The following is an 18,236-nucleotide window of genomic DNA, read 5'->3' as shown; positions in this document are numbered from 1 at the left end:
CGATGGATGCATTGACCGCCAGCCCCTCGCCCGATCCCGCTGCCCTGCGTCTTGCCGGCAACCTGCCCGAGTGGAACCCGGAAGCGGACGATATCCTCATCGTCCGCGAGATCCGTGACGAGACGGCGGATGTGAAGACCTTCGTGCTCGCGCCGAAGGAGCCCTGCATCTTCCGCTACGCGCCGGGTCAGTTCCTCACGCTCGACCTGACCATCAACGGTGAGGCGATCAACCGCTGCTACACGATTTCCTCCGCCCCCACCCGTCCGCACACGCTCGCCATTACCGTGAAGCGCGTGCCCGGCGGGCCGGTCTCGAACTTCCTGCATGACCATGTGAAAGTCGGGGGCGAGTTGCGCGCCGTCGGGCCGATGGGAGATTTCTCCTGCTTCCAGAAGGGTACGCCCTCGCCGACGCCGCGCTATCTGTTCCTGTCCGGCGGCAGCGGCATCACCCCGCTGATGTCGATGGCGCGCACCTTCCATGACCTCGGCGAGCCGCGCGACATCGTGTTCGTGCACGCCGCGCGCTCCCCCGCCGACATCATCTTCCGGCATGAACTGGAATTGATGGCGCGCAACCAGAAGGGCAGCTTCCGTTTCGCCCCGATCTGCGAGGGGGACAGCCCCTTCGAGCCCTGGCACGGGCTGCGCGGCCGGCTCAATCTCGGCCTCGTCAACCACATCGCGCCGGACTTCAAGGAGCGCGAGATCTTCGTCTGCGGCCCGGCCCCCTTCATGGCAGCGGTGCGGGAGATGCTGAAGGGCGCGGGCTTCGACATGTCCCGCCATCACGAGGAGAGCTTCGATTTCGCCGCGCTCGCCATCGATGAGCCGGAGATCGCGGCCGACGTCATCGCGGCGGAGGGGCTACAGGCGGTCGAGCAGGCCCCTGAACCGCAGGTGGCGACCTACACCATCGAATTCGCCAAGCAGAAACGCACCATCGAGTGCCGCTCGGACATGTTCGTTCTGGATGCCGCGCGCCGGGCTGGCGTGCGCCTGCCCTCGTCCTGCTCCAAGGGGCTGTGCGGCACCTGCAAGTCGAAGCTGGTCTCGGGCACGGTCGAGATGAAGCATGGTGGCGGCATCCGCCAGCGCGAGATCGATGCCGGCATGGCGCTGCTGTGCTGCTCCAAGCCGACCAGCGACCTTGTGGTCGATCGCTGACGCGGCAAGGGTTTTGAGCTGACGCGCTGAGACCTCAGCGCGTCAGGCCCATCGCATTGCCGAGGGCGTCCTTGACCGTATCATAGGTGGCGATGGTGCCATTCTTGAGCGCGTCATAGGTGGCAGCGGTGCCCTTGACGGTGCGGTCGACGATCTCGCCCGGCCCCGGCAGGGGCGGCAGTCCCAGGAAACCCTCTTCCTGCACCACAACGGCGGGCCCGGGCGCGGGCGCCGGAGGCATGGCGGTGGTGGTCGAGGGCGACATCGACCCGACCGGGTAGGAAGTGCGCACGATCATCGGATCGCGGGTGTCGCAGTTCTCCCCGCAGGTGTCGAACCGCTCGACGCCGACGGGCAGGCTGGCGACAGCAACAGCCGGTTTGCCTGCCGGCTTCGCCGGCTCGGCCGCAACCCGCGATGGCTTGTAGACCGACTCGGGCTCGATCGCCCGCACCAGCGCCGGAATGTCGAGCCGGTCGCCCTTCTCGGTCGGTTCGGTCGTCAACTCGGCCATCGCCTCGGGCGTGACCAGTTGGGCGGCGTCCTTGGAAGCCGTCTGCTCGGCCACGCCGCGCTCATAGCCGCGATCGTTGCCGACGAGATAAAGGCTGGTCGCAACCAGGGCGGCGAACCCGACCGGCAGCAGGATGCGGCCGGGCAGCCAGGCCTGGAAAGCGGCAAGCGAAGACCAGTTGCGGCGCATGGGATATTCCCCCTGTTGTGTCGCCTTCATTTCGGCGCGAGGGCCGGACAATTTTGCGGCGGCTTTCGTTCCGGCCGATGACCATGGCAGGGTATTTCTGCGTGGTGCCTTGCTACAGTCGCGTTCGGCAACACACGGCAAACGGACATGATCGGGTGATTGACCTCTCCAGCCTCACGCGCATCGGCTTCCTTACCTTGCCGAACCACTCGATGATTGCCTGCGCCAACGCGGTGGAGGCGTTGCGCATGGCGAACTACGTTTCGGAAGGCGAGGCCTATTCCTGGCGCATCGTGACACTGGACGGCGCACCGGCGGCGGCGAGCAACGGGCTGACCCTGTCCCCCACCATGGCGCTGCACGAGGCTGGCCCCGTCGATCTGCTTCTGGTCTGTGGCGGCGTGGATGTGCGGCATGCGGCGAGCCCGGCGGTCACCGATACGCTGCGCCGACTGGCCCGCCGTGGTGTCGCGCTCGGGGCGCTCTGCACGGGCAGCTTCGTGCTGGCCGAGGCGGGATTGCTCGATTTCTACCGCTGCGCCGTTCACTGGGAAAATCTGGCCGCCATCCGCGAGGAATTCCCGGAGGTCGATTTCGTGGACGATGCCTTCGTCATCGACCGCGACCGCCTGACCTGCACCGGCGGCGTGGCGCCGCTGGAGATGATGTTGGCGCTGGTGGAGGCGCGCGGCGGGCGCGCCCTTGCCGAAAAGGTGTCGGAACAGTTCATCATCCAGCGCGGGCCACGGCGCCACGGCAAGGCGGAAGCCCGGCCGCGCCCCGCGCTGCCCGATCCGACGCTGGCGCGCGCCGTCCGCCTGATGCAGACCGCCATCGAGCAACCGCTCGGCCTCCAGTTCATCGCGCAGCGGCTCGATGTCTCGCCCCGTCACCTTGAGCGGCTTTTCCGCCGGCACCTCGGCGCAAGCCCCGCGGCCTATTATCTGGGCCTGAGGCTGACCCGGGCCCGCGAACTTCTGCGGCTTTCACCGCTGTCAGTCACCGATGTCGGCCTCGCCTGCGGTTTCCAGTCGGCCGCGCATTTCTCCACCGCCTATGGGCGGCGGTTCGGCCGCCCGCCAAGCGCCGAGCGATCCGGTACAGGAAAGGTGACCACGTCCGTCGCCGGATAAGCGTTGCTTGCTATGGCGCGGTGCAGCATCTGGCCTTAAATACATGAGCGAAGCCGAGTATTCGCTCGCATACCTTTTGTCCCGCCTGCCCATGGACGCGGAACCGAGCCGCGCTGCCGCGATGAATGCGCCTGTGAAACCAACCGGCTATCGCCATCTGGCGGCCCGCTATTCCAATCTCACGGCCGGCATGCTGGCGCCGGAACGCACGCCACTGGCCGATGCGTGGCTGGGCCTGCCCATGACCTTCATCGCCGGGGCGACCAATGCGGGCGGGCTGCTGGCGGTCGGTCAGTACACCTCGCACATGTCCGGCATCATCTCGGCAGCCGCCGACCACGCCGTTTTGGGCTCGCTGGATTTCGTGCTGGCCGGCGCGGGGGCGCTGCTTGCCTTCCTCGGCGGTGCGGCAACGTCGGCCATTCTGGTCAATTGGGGGCGTCTGCATCACACCGGCCGCGAATATTCCCTGCCGCTGACGCTTGAAGCCTTGCTGCTGCTCGCCTTCGGCCTGCTCGGCGTCTACACGCGCCATTCCGAAATCGTGCTCGGCATCGAAGTGGCGGTCCTGTGCTTCATCATGGGGCTGCAGAACGCGACGGTGACCAAGCTCTCCGGCGCTAAGATCCGCACCACCCACATGACCGGCATCGTCACCGATATCGGCATCGAGCTCGGCAAGCTGCTCTACTCCAACCACCGCCGGCGCGGCACGGAGCGCCCGCTGGTGCTGGCGGACCGCGAAAAGCTGAAGCTTCTCAGCTACTTCCTCGGCTGTTTCTTCTTTGGCGGCATCGTCGGCGCGCTTGGCTTCAACTATGTCGGCTTCGTCTTCTCGGTGCCTCTGGCGCTGCTGGTCTTCGCGCTCGCCGGCCCGTCGGCGCTGCGCATCCTCTTCCGCTGAAAATCGGTCGCAACGCTACCGATGCGATGGCGCAAATCTTCTGTTCGGCCTAGGCGGATGCGACGTATCGTGGCGTGATCGGGCCGGGACCCGTGGTCGAAGGAGCGCGCGACCCAACATGATCGCCAATGCCGAGGCATTGCTGAAACCCTTGACCATCAAGGGCCTCACCATCCGCAACCGGGTGATGTCGACCTCGCACGCCCCTGGCTATGGCAAGGATGGCAAACCGCAGGAGCGATACCAGCTCTATCACATGGAAAAAGCCAAGGGTGGCATAGGCTTGACCATGTTCGGCGGCTCCTCCTCGGTGGCCATCGACAGCCCGGCGGCGCCCTGGGCGCAGATCTCCGTCGCCGATGACAGCGTCATCCCCTATTTCCAGCAATTCGCCGACCGGGTGCATGGCCACGGCGCCAAGCTGATGATCCAGCTCACCCATATGGGCCGGCGCACCAAATGGGACACCGAGAACTGGTTCCCCACCATCTCCGCCTCCGCCCGCCGCGAGCCCGCCTCGCGGACCGTGCCGCGGGCGATGGACAAGAACGATATTCGGCGTGTTATCAATAGCTTCGCCGATGCGGCGCGGCGCTGCAAGCAGGGCGGGCTGGACGGCTGCGAGATCTCGGCGGCGCATGGCCATCTGGTCGATCAGTTCTGGTCGCCCTCGATCAATGAGCGCACCGACGAATATGGCGGCGGCCTCGAAAACCGCATGCGCTTCGGCATCGAGGTGCTCTCAGCCATGCGCGAGGCGGTGGGCGACGATTACGTCATCGGCATGCGCATGTCGGGCGACGAGCTGATCGCCGACGGGCTGAGCCATGAGGAGTGCGTCGCCATCGCCTCCGAATATGCAAAGCGCGGTCTCGTCGACTTCCTGAACATTGTCGGCGGGCAGGCGCGCGACCACATCGCCCACGCTATCTCCTTGCCGAATATGTCGTTTCCGGTCGCGCCCTTCCTCTATCTGCCGAGCGCGATCAAGCGCGAGGTCGAGGTGCCGATCTTCCACGCCCAGCGCGTGACGGACCTTGCGACCGGCGCGCGGGCGGTGGCGGAGGGCCATGTCGATATGATCGCCATGACGCGGGCGCATATCGCCGACCCGCATCTGGTGAAGAAGCTGATGGAAGGGCGGGATGATGACATCCGCCAATGCGTCGGCGCGGGCTATTGCATCGACCGGATTTATGTCGGCGGCGACGCGCTGTGCCTGCAGAATGCCGCGACCGGGCGTGAGGCAACCATGCCTCATGTCATTGAAAAGGCAAACGAATTCCGCAAGGTCGTGGTGGTCGGCGCCGGGCCCGGCGGGCTTGAGGCGGCGCGGGTCTGTGCCGAGCGGGGGCACTCCGTGGTGCTCTTTGAGAAGGATTCGGTGCCGGGCGGGCAGGTGAACATCGCCGCCAAGGCCGGCTGGCGCGAGGCGCTGTCGGGGATTCCGCGCTGGCTCTTTGCACAGGTGCAAAAGAAGGGCGTCGACATTCGCCTGGGCACCGAGGCCACCGAGGCGGCGATCCTGGCGGAAAACCCCGATGTCGTTATCATGGCCACGGGCGGTCTGCCCAATGCCGGCCATGCCAAGGGCCATGAGCATGTGGTCTCCACCTGGGACGTGCTGACCGGCAAGGTGGAGCCCACCGGGACGGTGTTACTCTACGACGAGATCGGCGGCCATAACGCTGCCTCCACCGCCGAGGCGCTGGCCAAGAAGGGCTGCCTCGTCGAGCTGGCGACGCATGATCTGCAGATCGCCCAGGAGGTCGGCACCACCAACCAACCCATTCATCTGCGTGAGCTTTACAAGCTCGGCGTGGTGATGACACCGAATATGGAGCTGATCGAAATCTACCCGGAAGGCAACCGGCTGATCGCCGCGCTGCGCAACACCATGACCGACGCGGAAGAAGAACGGGTGGTCGACCGGGTGGTGGTGGATTACGGCACGCTGCCGGTCGAGGGGCTGTTCCAGAGCCTGCGCACCCGCTCGGTGAATGATGGCGAGACCGATCTCGACGCGCTCATCGCCGGCCAGCCGCAGCGTTGGAGCGGGCAGCCGGGCTTTGCGCTCTACCGCGTGGGCGATGCCTGGACCGGGCGCAACATCCACGCCGCGCTGTATGATTCCTTGCGTCTGTGCAAAGATCTCTGACGAAAGAAGCGCGGCATGATCCCCGCCGGGACCGCCTTTTCGCTGCTGATTCTGGCCCTTGCCGCCCTGGCGGCAGGGCTTGTGGCGCGGCGCGTGCGGCTCTGGAAAAGCGGGTCTGAGGCGCGGCTTGTCAGTGCAGTCGGGCGGACGATCAGTGCAGTCAGTGCAGACAAACTGATCGCCGGGCTGAAGGCGCTGCCCCGCCGCTACCTCGTCGATGTGCACCATGTGGTCGGGCGCGACCCCTATGCGGCACGCATGCATGCGCTGGCCGCCGGCGGGCTGCTCGGCGGCTCGCTCCTCGCCCTTGCCGGCCTCATTCCGGTGCTCGGCATGTCCCGCCTGTTCTGGGCCGTCGTCGCCCTCGCCTTCGCCGCCGCGCTGGCGGGCGGCTTCATGGTCGGGCGCCGCCGCCTGCCGGAAAAGCCGGCCCGGCTCTCCGGTGGCCGGTTCCAGCGCCTGCCGCTCTATCTCGCGGCCTATACGGGCGGCGGCCTGCTGGTGGCGCTCGCCGGCGTGCTCCCACCGCTCGCCCCGCAAGCCCTACTCGCTTCTTTTGGCTGGCTCGGCCTCGCGCTGGCAGCGGGAGGCGGCATCGGTCTCGTCCTTCAGATCGACCGGGGGCCGATGCGCCATGCCTTCGCCGGCGCCGCCCATCTGGTACTGCACCCCCGTCCCGGCCGCTTCGAGGGGGAGCGGGCCACGGCGCTGGCCGCGCTCGATCTCGATGCCCCCCGGCTCGGTGCCGCCACCCCCGCCGATTTTCCGGTGAACCGGCTGATCGGCTTTGATGCCTGCATCCAGTGCGGGCGCTGCGAGACGGCGTGCCCGGCCTTTGCCGCCGGGCAGCCGCTGAACCCCAAGCGGCTCATTCAGGATCTCGCCGCCGCCATTGAGCCGAACGCGACCAATGCCGCCTATGCCGGCAGCCCTTATCCCAATGCGCGGCCGGTCGCCGGCGTCGGCGGGCCGGCGCTGCCGCTGGTCGGCGCCGGGGCGATGATCCACCCGGACACGCTGTGGTCCTGCACCACCTGCCGGGCCTGCGTCGAGGAATGCCCGATGATGATCGAGCACGTCGACGCCATCGTGGATCTGCGCCGCTACCAGACGCTGGAACTGGGCGCCCTCCCCCTCAAGGCCGCGCCGCCGCTGATGGAGCTGCGCTATGCCGATGAGACGGCGGGCCGCCCGCTCGCCGCACGCACCGATTTCGCGGCAGGGCTGACGCTGCCGCTGATCTCCGCCCGCCCGGCGGAGAAGGGCCCGGCCGAGGTGCTGCTCTGGCTCGGCGAGGGCGCTTATGAGCTGCGCTATGGCCGCACGCTGCGCGCGCTGGTGACGCTGCTGCTCAAGGCGGGCGTCGATTTCGCGGTGCTCGGCCCGGAGGAGCGCGATTGCGGCGACCTCGCGCGAAGGCTCGGGGATGAAGCCACCTTCCAGCGCCTCGCCCGCGCCAATATCGCGACGCTCGCGCGCTATTCCTTCACCCGCATCCTCACCGCCGACCCGCACGCGCTGCACGCGCTGCGCAACGAATACCGGGCCTTCGGCGGGGAGTATGAGGTGGTGCACCACACCGCCTTCCTCGACGAGCTGGCCGCCTCGGGGCGGCTGACGCTCGGCGCGCTCGGGCAGGCGCGGGTGACCTATCACGACCCCTGCTATCTCGGCCGCTATAATGGCGAGATCGACGCGCCGCGCCGGCTGCTCGACCGTCTCGGGCTGGAGCGGCTGGAAATGGAACGCTCCGGCAAACGCTCCATGTGCTGCGGCGGGGGCGGCGGGGCGCCGGTGTCGGACATCGAAGGCGAGCGGCGCATCCCGGATATCCGCATGGGCCAGGCGACGGCGACGGGCGCTGCCATTGTCGCGGTGGCCTGCCCGCAATGCTCGGCCATGCTGGAGGGTGTCACCGGCGAACGGCCGGAAGTCGCCGACATTGCCGAGCTGGTGCTGATGGCGGTGGAGGCGGCGAAGCTGCCCGCCGCGCAGGTGCTCGCATGACCCGCCAGCGCCGCGATCCGCGCGCGGAGGAACGCCAGCAACTGGTGGCCGGCACGCTGCGCCGCCGGCTCGACCGCACGCAGCGCGCGGCGGTGGCCGCGCCCGTGATTGCAGCCGCGCCCGTGACGGTCACGGAGGCGGCGCCGCGCCTGCGTGTCATCGCCGAGCCAGCCTATCTCGTGGCCGTGGTGCCGGATGCGCCGGGCGGGCGGCTCACGCCGCATGACCGGCAGGTGATCGGCGCCGCGCGTCTGCTGGCGGACGCCGGCGGCGGGGCGGTGCTGGCGCTGGTCGAGACCCCCTCGGACGAGTTCGGCGCCGCCGGCATCGACCGCGTGCTGGCTTTGCCGGTCGCCGGTTATGACCCCGAAGGCAAGGCCGAGGCGGTCGCCGCCGTGCTGGACGGCCTTTCCCTGCGCCATGCGCTGTTTCCCGACAGCGCGGATGGCGGCGATCTCGCCCGCCGTGTCGCCGCGCTCTCCGGCGAGGCGCTGTTCGCCGGGGCGGAGAACCTGAGCCCCAAGGCCGTCACCCGCGCCGCCCGCGCCCGCAAGGCCGAGCAGCGCCGCGCCCCGCCGCGGCTCATTGCGCTTGCGGCGGACGCGGTCGCGCCCCATGCCGGCACGCGGCATGAAGCCGCCATGCTCGCTTTCACCTTCCCGCCGCGTGCGCCGGGCGCCGTGCTGGCCGCCGAGTTCATCCCGGCCGATCCCGCCCGCGTCTCGCTGGCGGAAGCGGAATTCGTCGTCTCCGCGGGCAATGGCATCTCCGATTTCGACGCCTTCCGCGCCCTCGCCACCGCGCTCAATGCCACGCCCGGCGCGAGCCGTATGGTGTGCGATGCCGGGCTGATGCCGCGCGCCGCGCAGGTCGGCGCCTCCGGCACGGTGCTGACGGCGAATTGCTACTTCGCCCTCGGCATTGCCGGCGCACCGCAGCACCTGCAGGGCATCACCGGCTGCGAGCATGTGGTGGCGGTGAACACCGATCTGCACGCCGCGATGATCGAGCGGGCCGGCCTCGCCATCGTCGCCGATGCGCAGCAGGTGATGCCGGCGCTGCTGCGGCTTCTCGCGGGAGAGGACGCATGAAAATCGTCGTGCTGCTCTCCGCCGGGCGCCACCGTGTCTCCGGCCAGCCGGCGCCGGTGCCGGTCGAATTGCAGGCGCTCCGCCTCGCGGTGGAACTCGGCGGCGAGGTGACAGTGCTGCATGCCGGGCCGGAACTCGGGGCACTGGCCGATGCGCTTGGCCATGGCGTCGGGCGGCTCATCCATCGGGTGATCGCTGATGGCGACGACCCGCTGCCGAGCCTCATGGCCGCGCTCACAGACAACCCGCCGGACCTCATCCTCGCCGGGCGCAGCGGCCAGGGCGGGGAGGATGCCGGGCTGCTGCCCTATAGCCTCGCCCGCGCGCTCGGCCGGCCCATCCTCGCCGATGCGGCCGGGCTGAGTGCCGGGCCTGAGGCGGGCACGCTCGCCGTCGAGCAGGCCTTGCCGCGCGGCGCCCGCCGGCGCGTGGTGCTGCGCCTGCCGGCTATTGTCACCGTCCATCCCGCCGCGCCCGCGCCGCTGCCCTTCGCCTTCGCGGCAATGCGGCGCGGGGTGATCGAGAGCGCGCCGGGGATTTCCGCCCCGCAGGCGGTGGAGGTGGAGGAGCGCCCCTATCGCCCCCGCCCGAAGCTGATCGCCAAGGCGGCGGCGGGCGCCTCGGCCGCCGAGCGGCTGAAGGCGGCGACGCAGGCGGCGGGCGGCGGCGGCACGCTGCTGGTCGATCCCTCCCCGGAGGAGGCCGCGCGGGCGATCCTCGCGCATCTGGCCGCGCTGGGTCTGCGGCGCGACGGCTGAGGAGAAAGCCGAGGGCCGGCCCGCCCTGTCACGCCGCCGACATGTGACACCGTCATGCGTGAGGCGGATCATGCAAACGGAGCGGGCGGCATGGTGGAGCGGGCGGTTGAGACACGCGGCGGCGGGCTGGCCATTCCCGCGCGCTGGCGCCTGCCGCTGCTGGTGCTGTTCCTGCTCGCCTGCTTCCTGCCCGGCTTGTTCACCATTCCCGTGGTCGACCGCGACGAGGCGCGCTTCGCCCAGGCCTCCCGGCAGATGCTGGCGAGCGGCGATTATGTCGTCCCGCGGCTCGGCGAGGAAACGCGCTTCAAGAAGCCGATCGGCATCTACTGGCTACAGAGCGCGACCGCGCGGGCGCTCGGCTATGGCGGCGAGGCGCCGGTCTGGGTGCTGCGCCTGCCCTCGCTGGCCGGCGCTATCCTCGCCGTGCTCGGCACGCTCGCCATTGGCCGGCATCTGTTCGGCGAGGAGGCCGGCTATATCGCGGCGGCGCTGCTCGGCGCCTCGCTGATCCTCACCGTCGAGGCGCGGCTCGCCAAGACCGACGCAATGCAGCTCGCCTGCGCCGTCGGCGTCCAGCTGGTGCTGGCGCGAGCCTATCTGGCGCGCAAGGGCGAGCCTCTGGGCCTTGCCCCGGTGCTGCTGTTCTGGGGCGCGCTGGGGCTCGCCATCCTCATCAAGGGGCCGATCGTGCCGCTGCTGGCGGGGCTGACCATCGCCGCGCTGGTGATCGCCGACCGCCGCGCCGGCTGGCTGACCACGCTGCGCCCGGCGATCGGCGTGCCGGTGACGGCGCTCATCGTGCTGCCCTGGCTGATCGCCATCTATCTCCAGGCCGGCACCGACTTCTTCCACGAGGCGGTCGGCAACGACCTGCTTGGCAAGGTGGCGACCGGGCAGGAATCGCACGGCGCCCCGCCCGGCGCGCATCTCGCCGCCTTCTTCATCGCCTTCTGGCCGGGGGCGGCGCTGGCGGCGGGGGCGGCGCCCTGGGTCTGGACGCAGCGCCGGCGGCCCTCGGTGCGCTTCTGCCTCGCCTGGGCGATCCCGTTCTGGATCGTGTTCGAGCTGGTCGCCACCAAGCTGCCGCACTACACGCTGCCGGCCTATCCCGCGCTCGCCCTGCTCGCCGGGGCGGGATTGTGGGGGCTGCGTCACAGCCCCTCCCCGCTCTGGGCGCGCCTGCTGGCCGGCGGGGCGGCGCTGGGCGGGGCGATCGGCGCCTTTGCCGGGCCCGGCCTGCTCTACATGACCGAGCAGCGGCTCGACCCGGTCGCGCTGGCGCTGGCCGTGCTGATCGCCGGGCTCGGCGCGTTCGGCTTCATTCGGGCGCTGCGCGGCGGGCCGCTCAAAGCCCTTCCCGCCCTGCTGATGCAGGCGGCGGCGGTGGCGCTGATGGCCTTCGGCGTGGTCGTGCCGCAGATCGACAGCGCCTTTCTCGGGCCGCGCCTTGCCGCCGCGCTCACCCGCGCGCCCTGCCCGGCGCCGCGCGTGATGGTGGCGGGCTTTGACGAGGCGAGCGTGCTGTTCCATCTCGGCGCCGCGACCCGGCTCGGCAATGGAGCGCAGGCGGCCGATTTCCTCGCGGCCACGCCGGGCTGCCGGGCGGTGTTCGTGAGCAGCCGGCAGCAGGACACCTTCACGGCCCGCGCCGCGGAACTGGGAGCGGCGCCGGTCGCCCTCACCACCGTCACCGGCATCAATACCGCGATCATGCGGCGCCTCAGCCTCACCCTCTATGTGAGCACGGGCACCCCGCCCGATGGACCGACACCATGACCCTCGCCGCCGCCCTCGCCACGCTGAACCTCGTCAACCCGTGGGTCGTGCTGGGCTTTCTCGGCCAGGGCCTGTTCACCGCGCGCTTCCTCGCGCAATGGATCGCCAGCGAGCGGGCCCGGCGCAGCATCGTGCCGGAAGTGTTCTGGCTGTTCTCGCTGGTCGGCGGGGCGACGCTGCTGGCCTATGCGCTCTATCGCGAAGACCCGGTGTTCATCGTCGGGCAGGCGGCGGGGCTGCTGATCTACGGGCGGAACATCTATTTCATCCTGCGCGAGCGCCGGGCCCGCGCCGCCGCGCAGGCGGAGGCGGCGGAACAGGCCCGCTGAGCCGGGCCCCTGTCTTGCGCCAGCGGGCGCGACAGCCTGCCACAGGGACGCTTCGCCGGCAAAATTCTTTTCTTTGGACATTCTTCACACGACTTACATACCGCCGTGCTTTTGTATCATTCTTGCGTATATTTCTGTTCGCGGCGGGGTGAACATGAATAAGTCAGCCGACTTTAATCTGTATTATTGGTGCAAAACGCACCCGATTGCCGCCAGCGCGGGGTTCACCGTCGGTTTATCGCTTCTGTTTTTTCTCTTTCCGACAATAGATCGCTCTTTTACGTCTCTTTTTTACACGCCCGGCGAAGGCTTTGCCGCCGCCCGCATGCGCGGGCTGAACGACTTCCGCAACCTCGCCTCCAATCTCTCGGTCGCGCTACCGGTGATGCTCGGGCTGTGCCTGACGCTCAAGCTGCTCTACCCGTCGAAGCCCTGCCTCGTTTCGCCGCGCGTCTCCTGCTATTTCCTCGGCCTGTTCCTGATCGGGCCGGGCCTGCTGGTGAATGGCCTGCTCAAAAGCTTCTGGGGCCGCCCCCGGCCGGTGAGCACGCAGGACTTCGGCGGCCCCTGGCCGTTCCACGAAGCCTGGGTGATGGCCGATCACGGGCTGTTCAACCGCTCCTTCACCTCCGGCGAAGCGGCGACGGTCGCCTGCCTGCTGCCGCTCGCCCTGTTCGTGCCGCGTGAATGGCGCTGGCAGGTGACCGCGCTGGTCGCGATCTTCGTCGCCGCCACCTCGCTGAACCGCATCGCCTTCGGCGCGCATTTCCTCTCCGACGTGACGATCTCCATCGCGCTGATGCTGCTGATCGCCGCCGTGCTGCGCTATCTGATGTTCGTGCGCCATGCCGCGCACTGGAACGACGAGGTGCTGGAAGCCCGCCTCACCCGGCTGGGCGAGGACGGCGCCCGCTCGCGCGCCGCGCTGGCGCTGCGCCTGCGGGGCGCCAGCGTCGCGGCGTGGCAGAAGGCCGGCGCCCTCGCCGCCGTGTCACGCGCCAACACAAACGGACTGCTCACCCATGTGAGCACTCTGATGGCCCGCGCTGGCGCGTCGCGCCTGCCCGGCCGGCAGAGCTCGGCGGTCTCCTGAGACCCAGCGATCACGGCCCCCGGAAGCGGATTTCCGGGGCGGACTTCCGGGATTTCTGCGTTTCAGCACGTGTTTCAGGGAGTGTCGTCAGGACGGGAGCGCCGCGCTCAGCCCATCGCGCGCGCGAGCGCCCGGACGTGGGCCGGCTTCCGTGTCCGCCGCCGCTATCCTGAAAAGGTCGGGTCAGTGCGCGGGGGAGGACACGGCAGCGGCCATGCGGACGGCGGGCGCCTCGCCGAAAGCCGGCGTCTCGACATTGCTCGCCGCGCCGGCAATGCCCGCCTCCACGCCGCGCGCGGTCCGCAGGCCGAGGGCCGGGCGGCTCTCCTCGCTGACCGGGGGCAGCACGCTGCGCCGGCGCAGCCAGACCACGCCGAACAGATCATACAGCCCGACCAGCGCCCGGCCGAGATTGGTGTATTTCGACTGACCGGCAACGCGCGGACGATCGTTCACCGGCACATAGGCGACCTTGTGCCCATAGCTGAGGAACAGCGCCGGCAGATAGCGGTGCATGGTCGAGAAATAGGGCAGGTCGAGAAAGGCGGCGCGGCGGAACGCCTTGATGCCGCAGCCCGTATCCGGGCATTCATCGGCCAGCAGCGCGCCGCGCAGCCCATTGGCGAAGCGCGAGGCCAGACGGCGCGAGCCGACGGCGCGCCGCTTTGCCCGCACCCCGCCGACCAGCGCCGGCGCGCCACCTTCGGCCGACGCCAGACGCCGCACCAGCGCGGCAATGTCCGCTGGGTCGTTCTGCCCGTCGCCGTCCATGGTGACGATGACCGGGCAGGCGGCGGCGCGGATGCCGTTGCGCAGCGCCGCGCTCTGGCCGGCGCGCCGCCCATGGCGCAGAACCCGCAGCCGGGGATCGGCCAGCGCGCGCAGCTCCGCGCCCGTGCCGTCATCGCTGCAATCGTCCACCACCACGATCTCGCCGAGCAGGCTTTCAGGCAGGACGGCGAGCGTTTCGACGACGAGACGCGTTATGTTGCCGGCTTCATTATAAGCCGGAATCACCACGGAAATGCGCATGGTCCACCCTCACCGAATGGACCAGTCTTCCCCCTGTTCCATGAAGCGCGTGTGAAGCGCCTTTCGCCGGGTCTCAGCGTTGCGCGCTCTGCCAGTTCGGCGCGGTGTAGGTCGGCGCGTTGGAGGGGGCGAGCAGCGGGCGGCCGAGAATATGATCGGCGGCCTTTTCCGCCATCATGATGGTCGGCGCGTTGAGATTGGCGTTGGTGATCGAGGGCATGGTGGAGGAATCCACCACGCGCAGCCCCTCGACGCCGATCACCCGCATCTGCGGGTCGACCACCGCGAGCGGATCGGACGCCGCGCCCATCCTGGCCGAGCAGGAGGGGTGATAGGCGCTCTCCACCTTGGCGCGCACGAAGGCATCGATGGCGGCGTCGTCGGTGACATCGGCCCCCGGCTGGATCTCGCGGCCGCGATAGGGCGCGAAGGCCGGCTGGGCGAAGATCTCGCGGGTGAGGCGGATGGCGGCGCGGAACTCGGTCAGGTCGTCCGGGTGGGTGAGGTAGTTGAACTGGATGCGCGGCGGCTCGAACGGATCGGCCGAGCGCAGCCGCACCCAGCCCCGGCTCTTGGAGCGCATCGGCCCGACATGGGCCTGGAAGCCATGCTCGCTCGCCATGCCCTGCCCATCATAGGTCACGGCCAGCGGCAGGAAATGGTACTGGATGTCCGGCGACGAAATGCCGGCGCGCGAGCGGATGAAGCCGCAGGCCTCGAAATGATTGGTGGCGCCGAGGCCATCCTTGCGCAGCAGCCAGCGGGCGCCGATCAGGCCACGGGAAAACAGCCCCATCTTCGCGTAGAGGCTGACCGGCTGGGTGCAGGCCTGCTGGAAATAGACCTCCAGATGATCCTGCAGATTCTCGCCGACGCCGCGCCGATGCGCGACCATGTCGATGCCATGGCCGGTCAGCTCATCGGCGTCGCCAATGCCGGACAGCTTGAGCAGCTGCGGCGAGTTGATCGAGCCGCCGGAGAGAATGACCTCGCGGCTGGCCCGCACCCTGTGCCGCTCGCCGCCGCGCGACCATTGCACGCCCACCGCCCGGCGCCCCTCGAACAGGATGCGCTCGACGCGGGCATGGGTTTCGACGCGCAGATTGGGGCGCTTCATAGCCGGCTTCAGATAGGCATTGGCGGCGGACCAGCGCACGCCGTCCTTCACCGTCATGTCCATCCGGCCGAAGCCTTCTTGGCTGTAGCCATTCACGTCGTCGCTGGCCGGATAGCCGGCCTGCTGCGCGGCATCGAGAAAGGCGCGGTAGAGCGGGTTGGCTAGCGGACCGTAGCGGGTGGCAAGCGGGCCCTCGCTGCCGCGATATTCGTCGCCGCCGTCGCGCCGGCCTTCGGCGCGCCGGAAATAGGGGAGCACGTCAGCATAGGACCAGCCGGTGGCGCCCTCGCTTGCCCAGCGGTCGAAATCGGCCGCCGCGCCGCGCATATAGACGAGGCCGTTGATCGAGGAGGAGCCGCCCAGCACCTTGCCGCGCGGGCAATGCAGCCGCCGCCCATCGAGGCCGGGCTCGGGCTCGGTCTCGTACATCCAGTTGTATTTCTTCATGTTCATCGGGATCGACAGCGCGGTCGGCATCTGGATGAAGATGGAGCGGTCCGAGCCGCCATATTCCAGCACCAGGACGCGGTTGCTGGCATCCGCGCTCAGCCGGTCGGCCAGCACGCAGCCGGCCGAGCCGGCGCCGATGATGATGTAGTCGGCCATGTCCTCGGGCGCGGCCATCAGTAGGGCGCCTCGACGCGGCCGAGATTGACGTAGACGCTTTTCAGCTGGGTGTAATGCTCGATCGCCGCCTTGCCGTTCTCCCGGCCGAGCCCCGACTGCTTGGACCCACCGAAGGGCAGCTCGATCGGCGTGATGTTGTAGGTGTTGATCCAGCAGGTGCCCGCTTCCAATTGGGCGATGACGCGGTGGGCGCGGGCCAGATCTTTGGTGAACACGCCGGCGGCGAGGCCGAATTCGGTGTCGTTGGCGCGGGCGATCACCTCCTCTTCCTCGGTGAAGGAGAGCACCGCCATGACCGGGCCGAAGATTTCCTCGCGCACGATGCCCATGCCGTCGCCGCAGCCATCGAACACGGTGGGGGCGACGAAAGCGCCCTTGTCGAGCCCGCCCGTGGTGACGCGCGCCCCGCCGGTGAGCAGCTTCGCGCCCTCCGCCGTGCCGCGTTCGATATAACCGAGCACTTTTTCCATATGCTCGGGCGAGATCAGCGCGCCGACATGGGTGGCGGGGTCGAGCGGGTCACCGACCACCATCTTCTCGACGCGGGCGACCAGCTTCTCCAGAAAGGCGGCCCGCACGCTCTCCTGCACGAAGACGCGGGTACCATTGGAGCAGACCTCGCCAGCCGAATAGAAATTCGCCAGCAGCGCGCCGGAGACGGCGTCATCGAGATCGGCATCGTCGAAGATGATGAGCGGCGACTTTCCGCCGAGTTCCAGCGTCACATATTTCAGCGTGCCGGCGGCATCGACCATCACCTTCTTGCCGGTGCCGACCTCGCCGGTGAGCGAGACCTTGGCGATGGAAGGGTGGCGGGTGAGCAGGCGCCCGGTCTCGGCAAAGCCCTGCACCACACTGAACACGCCCTCCGGCACGCCGGCTTCCGCGTAGATTTCAGCCAACTTCAGCGCGGTGAGCGGGGTGAGTTCCGCCGGCTTGAAGATCATCGCATTGCCGCAGGCGAGCGCCGGGGCGGATTTCCAGCAAGCGATCTGCAGCGGATAGTTCCACGCGCCAATGCCGGCGCAGATGCCGAGCGGCTCGCGGCGCGTATAGCCAAAGGCGCTGGGGCCGAGATCGACATGCTCGCCCGACAGGCCGGCGGCAAGACCCGCATAGTATTCGATGCAGTCCGCGCCCGAGAGCACGTCGACCACGCTGGTTTCCTGGATCGGCTTGCCGGTGTCGAGCGTCTCCAGATGGGCGAGTTCGTCATTGCGCGCGCGCAAAAGGTCCGCGGCGCGCTTGAGCACGCGCCCGCGCTCGGCCCCGGTCATCGCCGCCCACCGCTTCTGCCCGGCGCGGGCGGCACTGACGGCGGCCTCGACCTCGGCCTCGCCGGCGATCTCGATCTCGGCGAGCAGCACGCCGGTGGCGGGGTTGCGGGTCTCGAAGGTGGCGCCGTCGGTCGGGTGGTAGCGGCCGGCAATGTGGTTGGCGTGGCGGGGGATCGGTGTCGTCATGAGCGGAGTTCCGGTGACGGGAGCGGCCGGCGTGGCGGCGGCGATCTGGGCATCGACGAAGGCGCGCGCGACCTGACGCGCGCTCACCGAATCGGTCTCGCCGGCGGCGGAGAGCGAGGAGCGCAGCCACAGGCCGTCGATCACGGCGGCGATGGTGATGGCGAGGCGGTGCACCTCATGCGGGGCGACGAGGGGGCGCAGATCGTGCCGCAGATTGGCCAGCATGCGCGCCTGATAGACCCGCTGCACCCGGCGCAGCCGCTCGGAATGCAGCACCTGGCCCCAGAAGGCGAGCCAGACGCTGGAGGTGCGCTGGTCGAATTCCTCCGGCGCGAGATTGGCGTCGATCAGCGCCTGCACGCGCTCGCGCGGCGAGCAGGCCTCGCGCAGCCGCAGCGCCGTGGCGCGGTACAGCCGCAGCGAGAGAAAGCGCAGCGTCGCTTCCAGCAGCCCGTCCTTGTCGCCGAAATAATGCGCGACGAGGCCGGGCGAGACGCCGGCCCGGCGGGCGATCTGCGCCAGCGTCGAGGCGTTGAAGCCGATCTCGGCCAGCGAATCGATGGTCGCCTCGATGAGCTGGCGGCGGCGCACATCCTCCGGCGCACGCCTGCGGTCGGGCTCCATCGCGACGCGGGACGGCGCATCCGCTTTCGCCACACACACCTCCTTTGGCCGCATCGAGTTATTGAATGATCGTACAATACATGGACCACCCATTCGCGCAACGCCCTCCCCTACCGCAGATGCGAGGGTGCGGCGCACGCGTCGCAAGACTTCAAATGCGATGACGATTCGCGTCAAAATGCTCGAAAACGGCGCATGAATACGGGATTTGCGGGCAAAAAATGCGCGTGACAAACCGAACGGGCAAGT

Annotated in this window: 14 protein-coding genes; 10 read left to right on the top strand and 4 right to left on the bottom strand. The window is 69.1% G+C overall.

The genetic code is table 11. From position 1 onward, the window contains the following. Window positions 1–2: 2 nt before the first annotated feature. On the top strand, window positions 3–1,169 hold the full coding sequence (locus KIP89_RS19135; RefSeq protein WP_213757190.1) for an FAD-binding oxidoreductase: 1,167 nt from the start codon (window positions 3–5) through the stop codon (window positions 1,167–1,169). A 34-nt stretch (window positions 1,170–1,203) separates the two neighbouring features. On the opposite strand, the gene KIP89_RS19130 is transcribed toward KIP89_RS19135, so the two are convergent. Further along, window positions 1,204–1,872: a hypothetical protein gene (locus KIP89_RS19130; RefSeq protein ID WP_213757189.1), complete on the bottom strand. Its 669-nt coding sequence runs from the start codon at window positions 1,870–1,872 to the stop codon at window positions 1,204–1,206. 155 nt (window positions 1,873–2,027) lie between these two features. Here KIP89_RS19130 and KIP89_RS19125 point away from each other — a divergent pair, with 155 nt between their 5' ends. The 9 genes from KIP89_RS19125 (at window position 2,028) to KIP89_RS19085 (ending at window position 13,124) form a co-directional block, all read left to right on the top strand. Next, complete coding sequence (locus KIP89_RS19125; RefSeq protein WP_213757188.1) at window positions 2,028–3,005, top strand: GlxA family transcriptional regulator; 978 nt, start codon at window positions 2,028–2,030, stop codon at window positions 3,003–3,005. 133 nt (window positions 3,006–3,138) lie between these two features. Further along, a complete protein-coding gene (locus KIP89_RS19120) occupies window positions 3,139–3,909 on the top strand; it encodes a YoaK family protein (protein ID WP_369808523.1) in 771 nt (256 codons plus the stop codon). A 118-nt stretch (window positions 3,910–4,027) separates the two neighbouring features. Next, complete coding sequence (locus KIP89_RS19115; RefSeq protein ID WP_213757187.1) at window positions 4,028–6,067, top strand: NADH:flavin oxidoreductase; 2,040 nt, start codon at window positions 4,028–4,030, stop codon at window positions 6,065–6,067. A 15-nt stretch (window positions 6,068–6,082) separates the two neighbouring features. After that, window positions 6,083–8,074, top strand: coding sequence for a DUF3483 domain-containing protein (locus KIP89_RS19110; RefSeq protein ID WP_213757186.1), 1,992 nt, complete (start codon window positions 6,083–6,085; stop codon window positions 8,072–8,074). Then, window positions 8,071–9,165 carry an electron transfer flavoprotein subunit alpha/FixB family protein gene (locus KIP89_RS19105; protein WP_213757185.1) on the top strand — a complete coding sequence of 365 codons (1,095 nt, stop codon included), beginning with the start codon at window positions 8,071–8,073 and terminating at the stop codon, window positions 9,163–9,165. The genes KIP89_RS19110 and KIP89_RS19105 overlap by 4 nt, the downstream gene beginning before the upstream one ends. Next, complete coding sequence (locus KIP89_RS19100) at window positions 9,162–9,923, top strand: electron transfer flavoprotein subunit beta (protein ID WP_213757184.1); 762 nt, start codon at window positions 9,162–9,164, stop codon at window positions 9,921–9,923. The genes KIP89_RS19105 and KIP89_RS19100 overlap by 4 nt, the downstream gene beginning before the upstream one ends. A 54-nt stretch (window positions 9,924–9,977) precedes the next feature. Continuing rightward, window positions 9,978–11,702, top strand: coding sequence for an ArnT family glycosyltransferase (locus KIP89_RS19095; RefSeq protein WP_213757183.1), 1,725 nt, complete (start codon window positions 9,978–9,980; stop codon window positions 11,700–11,702). Next, entirely contained in the window at window positions 11,699–12,031 is a 333-nt protein-coding gene (locus KIP89_RS19090) for a lipid-A-disaccharide synthase N-terminal domain-containing protein (RefSeq protein WP_213757182.1), read from the top strand. The genes KIP89_RS19095 and KIP89_RS19090 overlap by 4 nt, the downstream gene beginning before the upstream one ends. A gap of 325 nt (window positions 12,032–12,356) precedes the next feature. Continuing rightward, entirely contained in the window at window positions 12,357–13,124 is a 768-nt protein-coding gene (locus KIP89_RS19085) for a phosphatase PAP2 family protein (protein ID WP_250152658.1), read from the top strand. A 183-nt stretch (window positions 13,125–13,307) separates the two neighbouring features. On the opposite strand, the gene KIP89_RS19080 is transcribed toward KIP89_RS19085, so the two are convergent. The 3 genes from KIP89_RS19080 to betB all read right to left on the bottom strand — a co-directional run bounded on the left by KIP89_RS19080 (window position 13,308) and on the right by betB (window position 17,987). After that, complete coding sequence (locus tag KIP89_RS19080; RefSeq protein WP_213757180.1) at window positions 13,308–14,156, bottom strand: glycosyltransferase family 2 protein; 849 nt, start codon at window positions 14,154–14,156, stop codon at window positions 13,308–13,310. 73 nt (window positions 14,157–14,229) lie between these two features. Beyond that, complete coding sequence (gene betA / locus KIP89_RS19075) at window positions 14,230–15,897, bottom strand: choline dehydrogenase (RefSeq protein ID WP_250152657.1); 1,668 nt, start codon at window positions 15,895–15,897, stop codon at window positions 14,230–14,232. Continuing rightward, the gene (gene betB, locus KIP89_RS19070; RefSeq protein ID WP_250152673.1) at window positions 15,897–17,987 is read right to left on the bottom strand and encodes a betaine-aldehyde dehydrogenase; all 2,091 of its coding nucleotides are present in this window, start codon (window positions 17,985–17,987) and stop codon (window positions 15,897–15,899) included. The genes betA and betB overlap by 1 nt, the downstream gene beginning before the upstream one ends. Window positions 17,988–18,236: the final 249 nt, after the last annotated feature.

Origin of the sequence: Ancylobacter radicis, from assembly GCF_018449475.1 — a bacterium.
Classification (GTDB): domain Bacteria; phylum Pseudomonadota; class Alphaproteobacteria; order Rhizobiales; family Xanthobacteraceae; genus Ancylobacter; species Ancylobacter radicis.
Note: the sequence above shows the minus strand (reverse complement) of the source record. Positions and strands in the feature narration are given on the sequence as shown.

Bases quoted from the DNA above. Each gene is read 5' to 3' on its own strand.
- KIP89_RS19135 (WP_213757190.1), top strand. From the start codon at position 3: ATGGATGCATTGACCGCCAGCCCCTCGCCCGATCCCGCTGCCCTGCGT.
- KIP89_RS19130 (WP_213757189.1), bottom strand. From the start codon at position 1,872: ATGCGCCGCAACTGGTCTTCGCTTGCCGCTTTCCAGGCCTGGCTGCCC.
- KIP89_RS19115 (WP_213757187.1), top strand. From the start codon at position 4,028: ATGATCGCCAATGCCGAGGCATTGCTGAAACCCTTGACCATCAAGGGC.
- KIP89_RS19110 (WP_213757186.1), top strand. From the start codon at position 6,083: ATGATCCCCGCCGGGACCGCCTTTTCGCTGCTGATTCTGGCCCTTGCC.
- KIP89_RS19105 (WP_213757185.1), top strand. From the start codon at position 8,071: ATGACCCGCCAGCGCCGCGATCCGCGCGCGGAGGAACGCCAGCAACTG.
- KIP89_RS19100 (WP_213757184.1), top strand. From the start codon at position 9,162: ATGAAAATCGTCGTGCTGCTCTCCGCCGGGCGCCACCGTGTCTCCGGC.
- KIP89_RS19095 (WP_213757183.1), top strand. From the start codon at position 9,978: ATGCGTGAGGCGGATCATGCAAACGGAGCGGGCGGCATGGTGGAGCGG.
- KIP89_RS19090 (WP_213757182.1), top strand. From the start codon at position 11,699: ATGACCCTCGCCGCCGCCCTCGCCACGCTGAACCTCGTCAACCCGTGG.
- KIP89_RS19085 (WP_250152658.1), top strand. From the start codon at position 12,357: ATGCGCGGGCTGAACGACTTCCGCAACCTCGCCTCCAATCTCTCGGTC.
- KIP89_RS19080 (WP_213757180.1), bottom strand. From the start codon at position 14,156: ATGCGCATTTCCGTGGTGATTCCGGCTTATAATGAAGCCGGCAACATA.
- betA (WP_250152657.1), bottom strand. From the start codon at position 15,897: ATGGCCGCGCCCGAGGACATGGCCGACTACATCATCATCGGCGCCGGC.
- betB (WP_250152673.1), bottom strand. From the start codon at position 17,987: ATGGAGCCCGACCGCAGGCGTGCGCCGGAGGATGTGCGCCGCCGCCAG.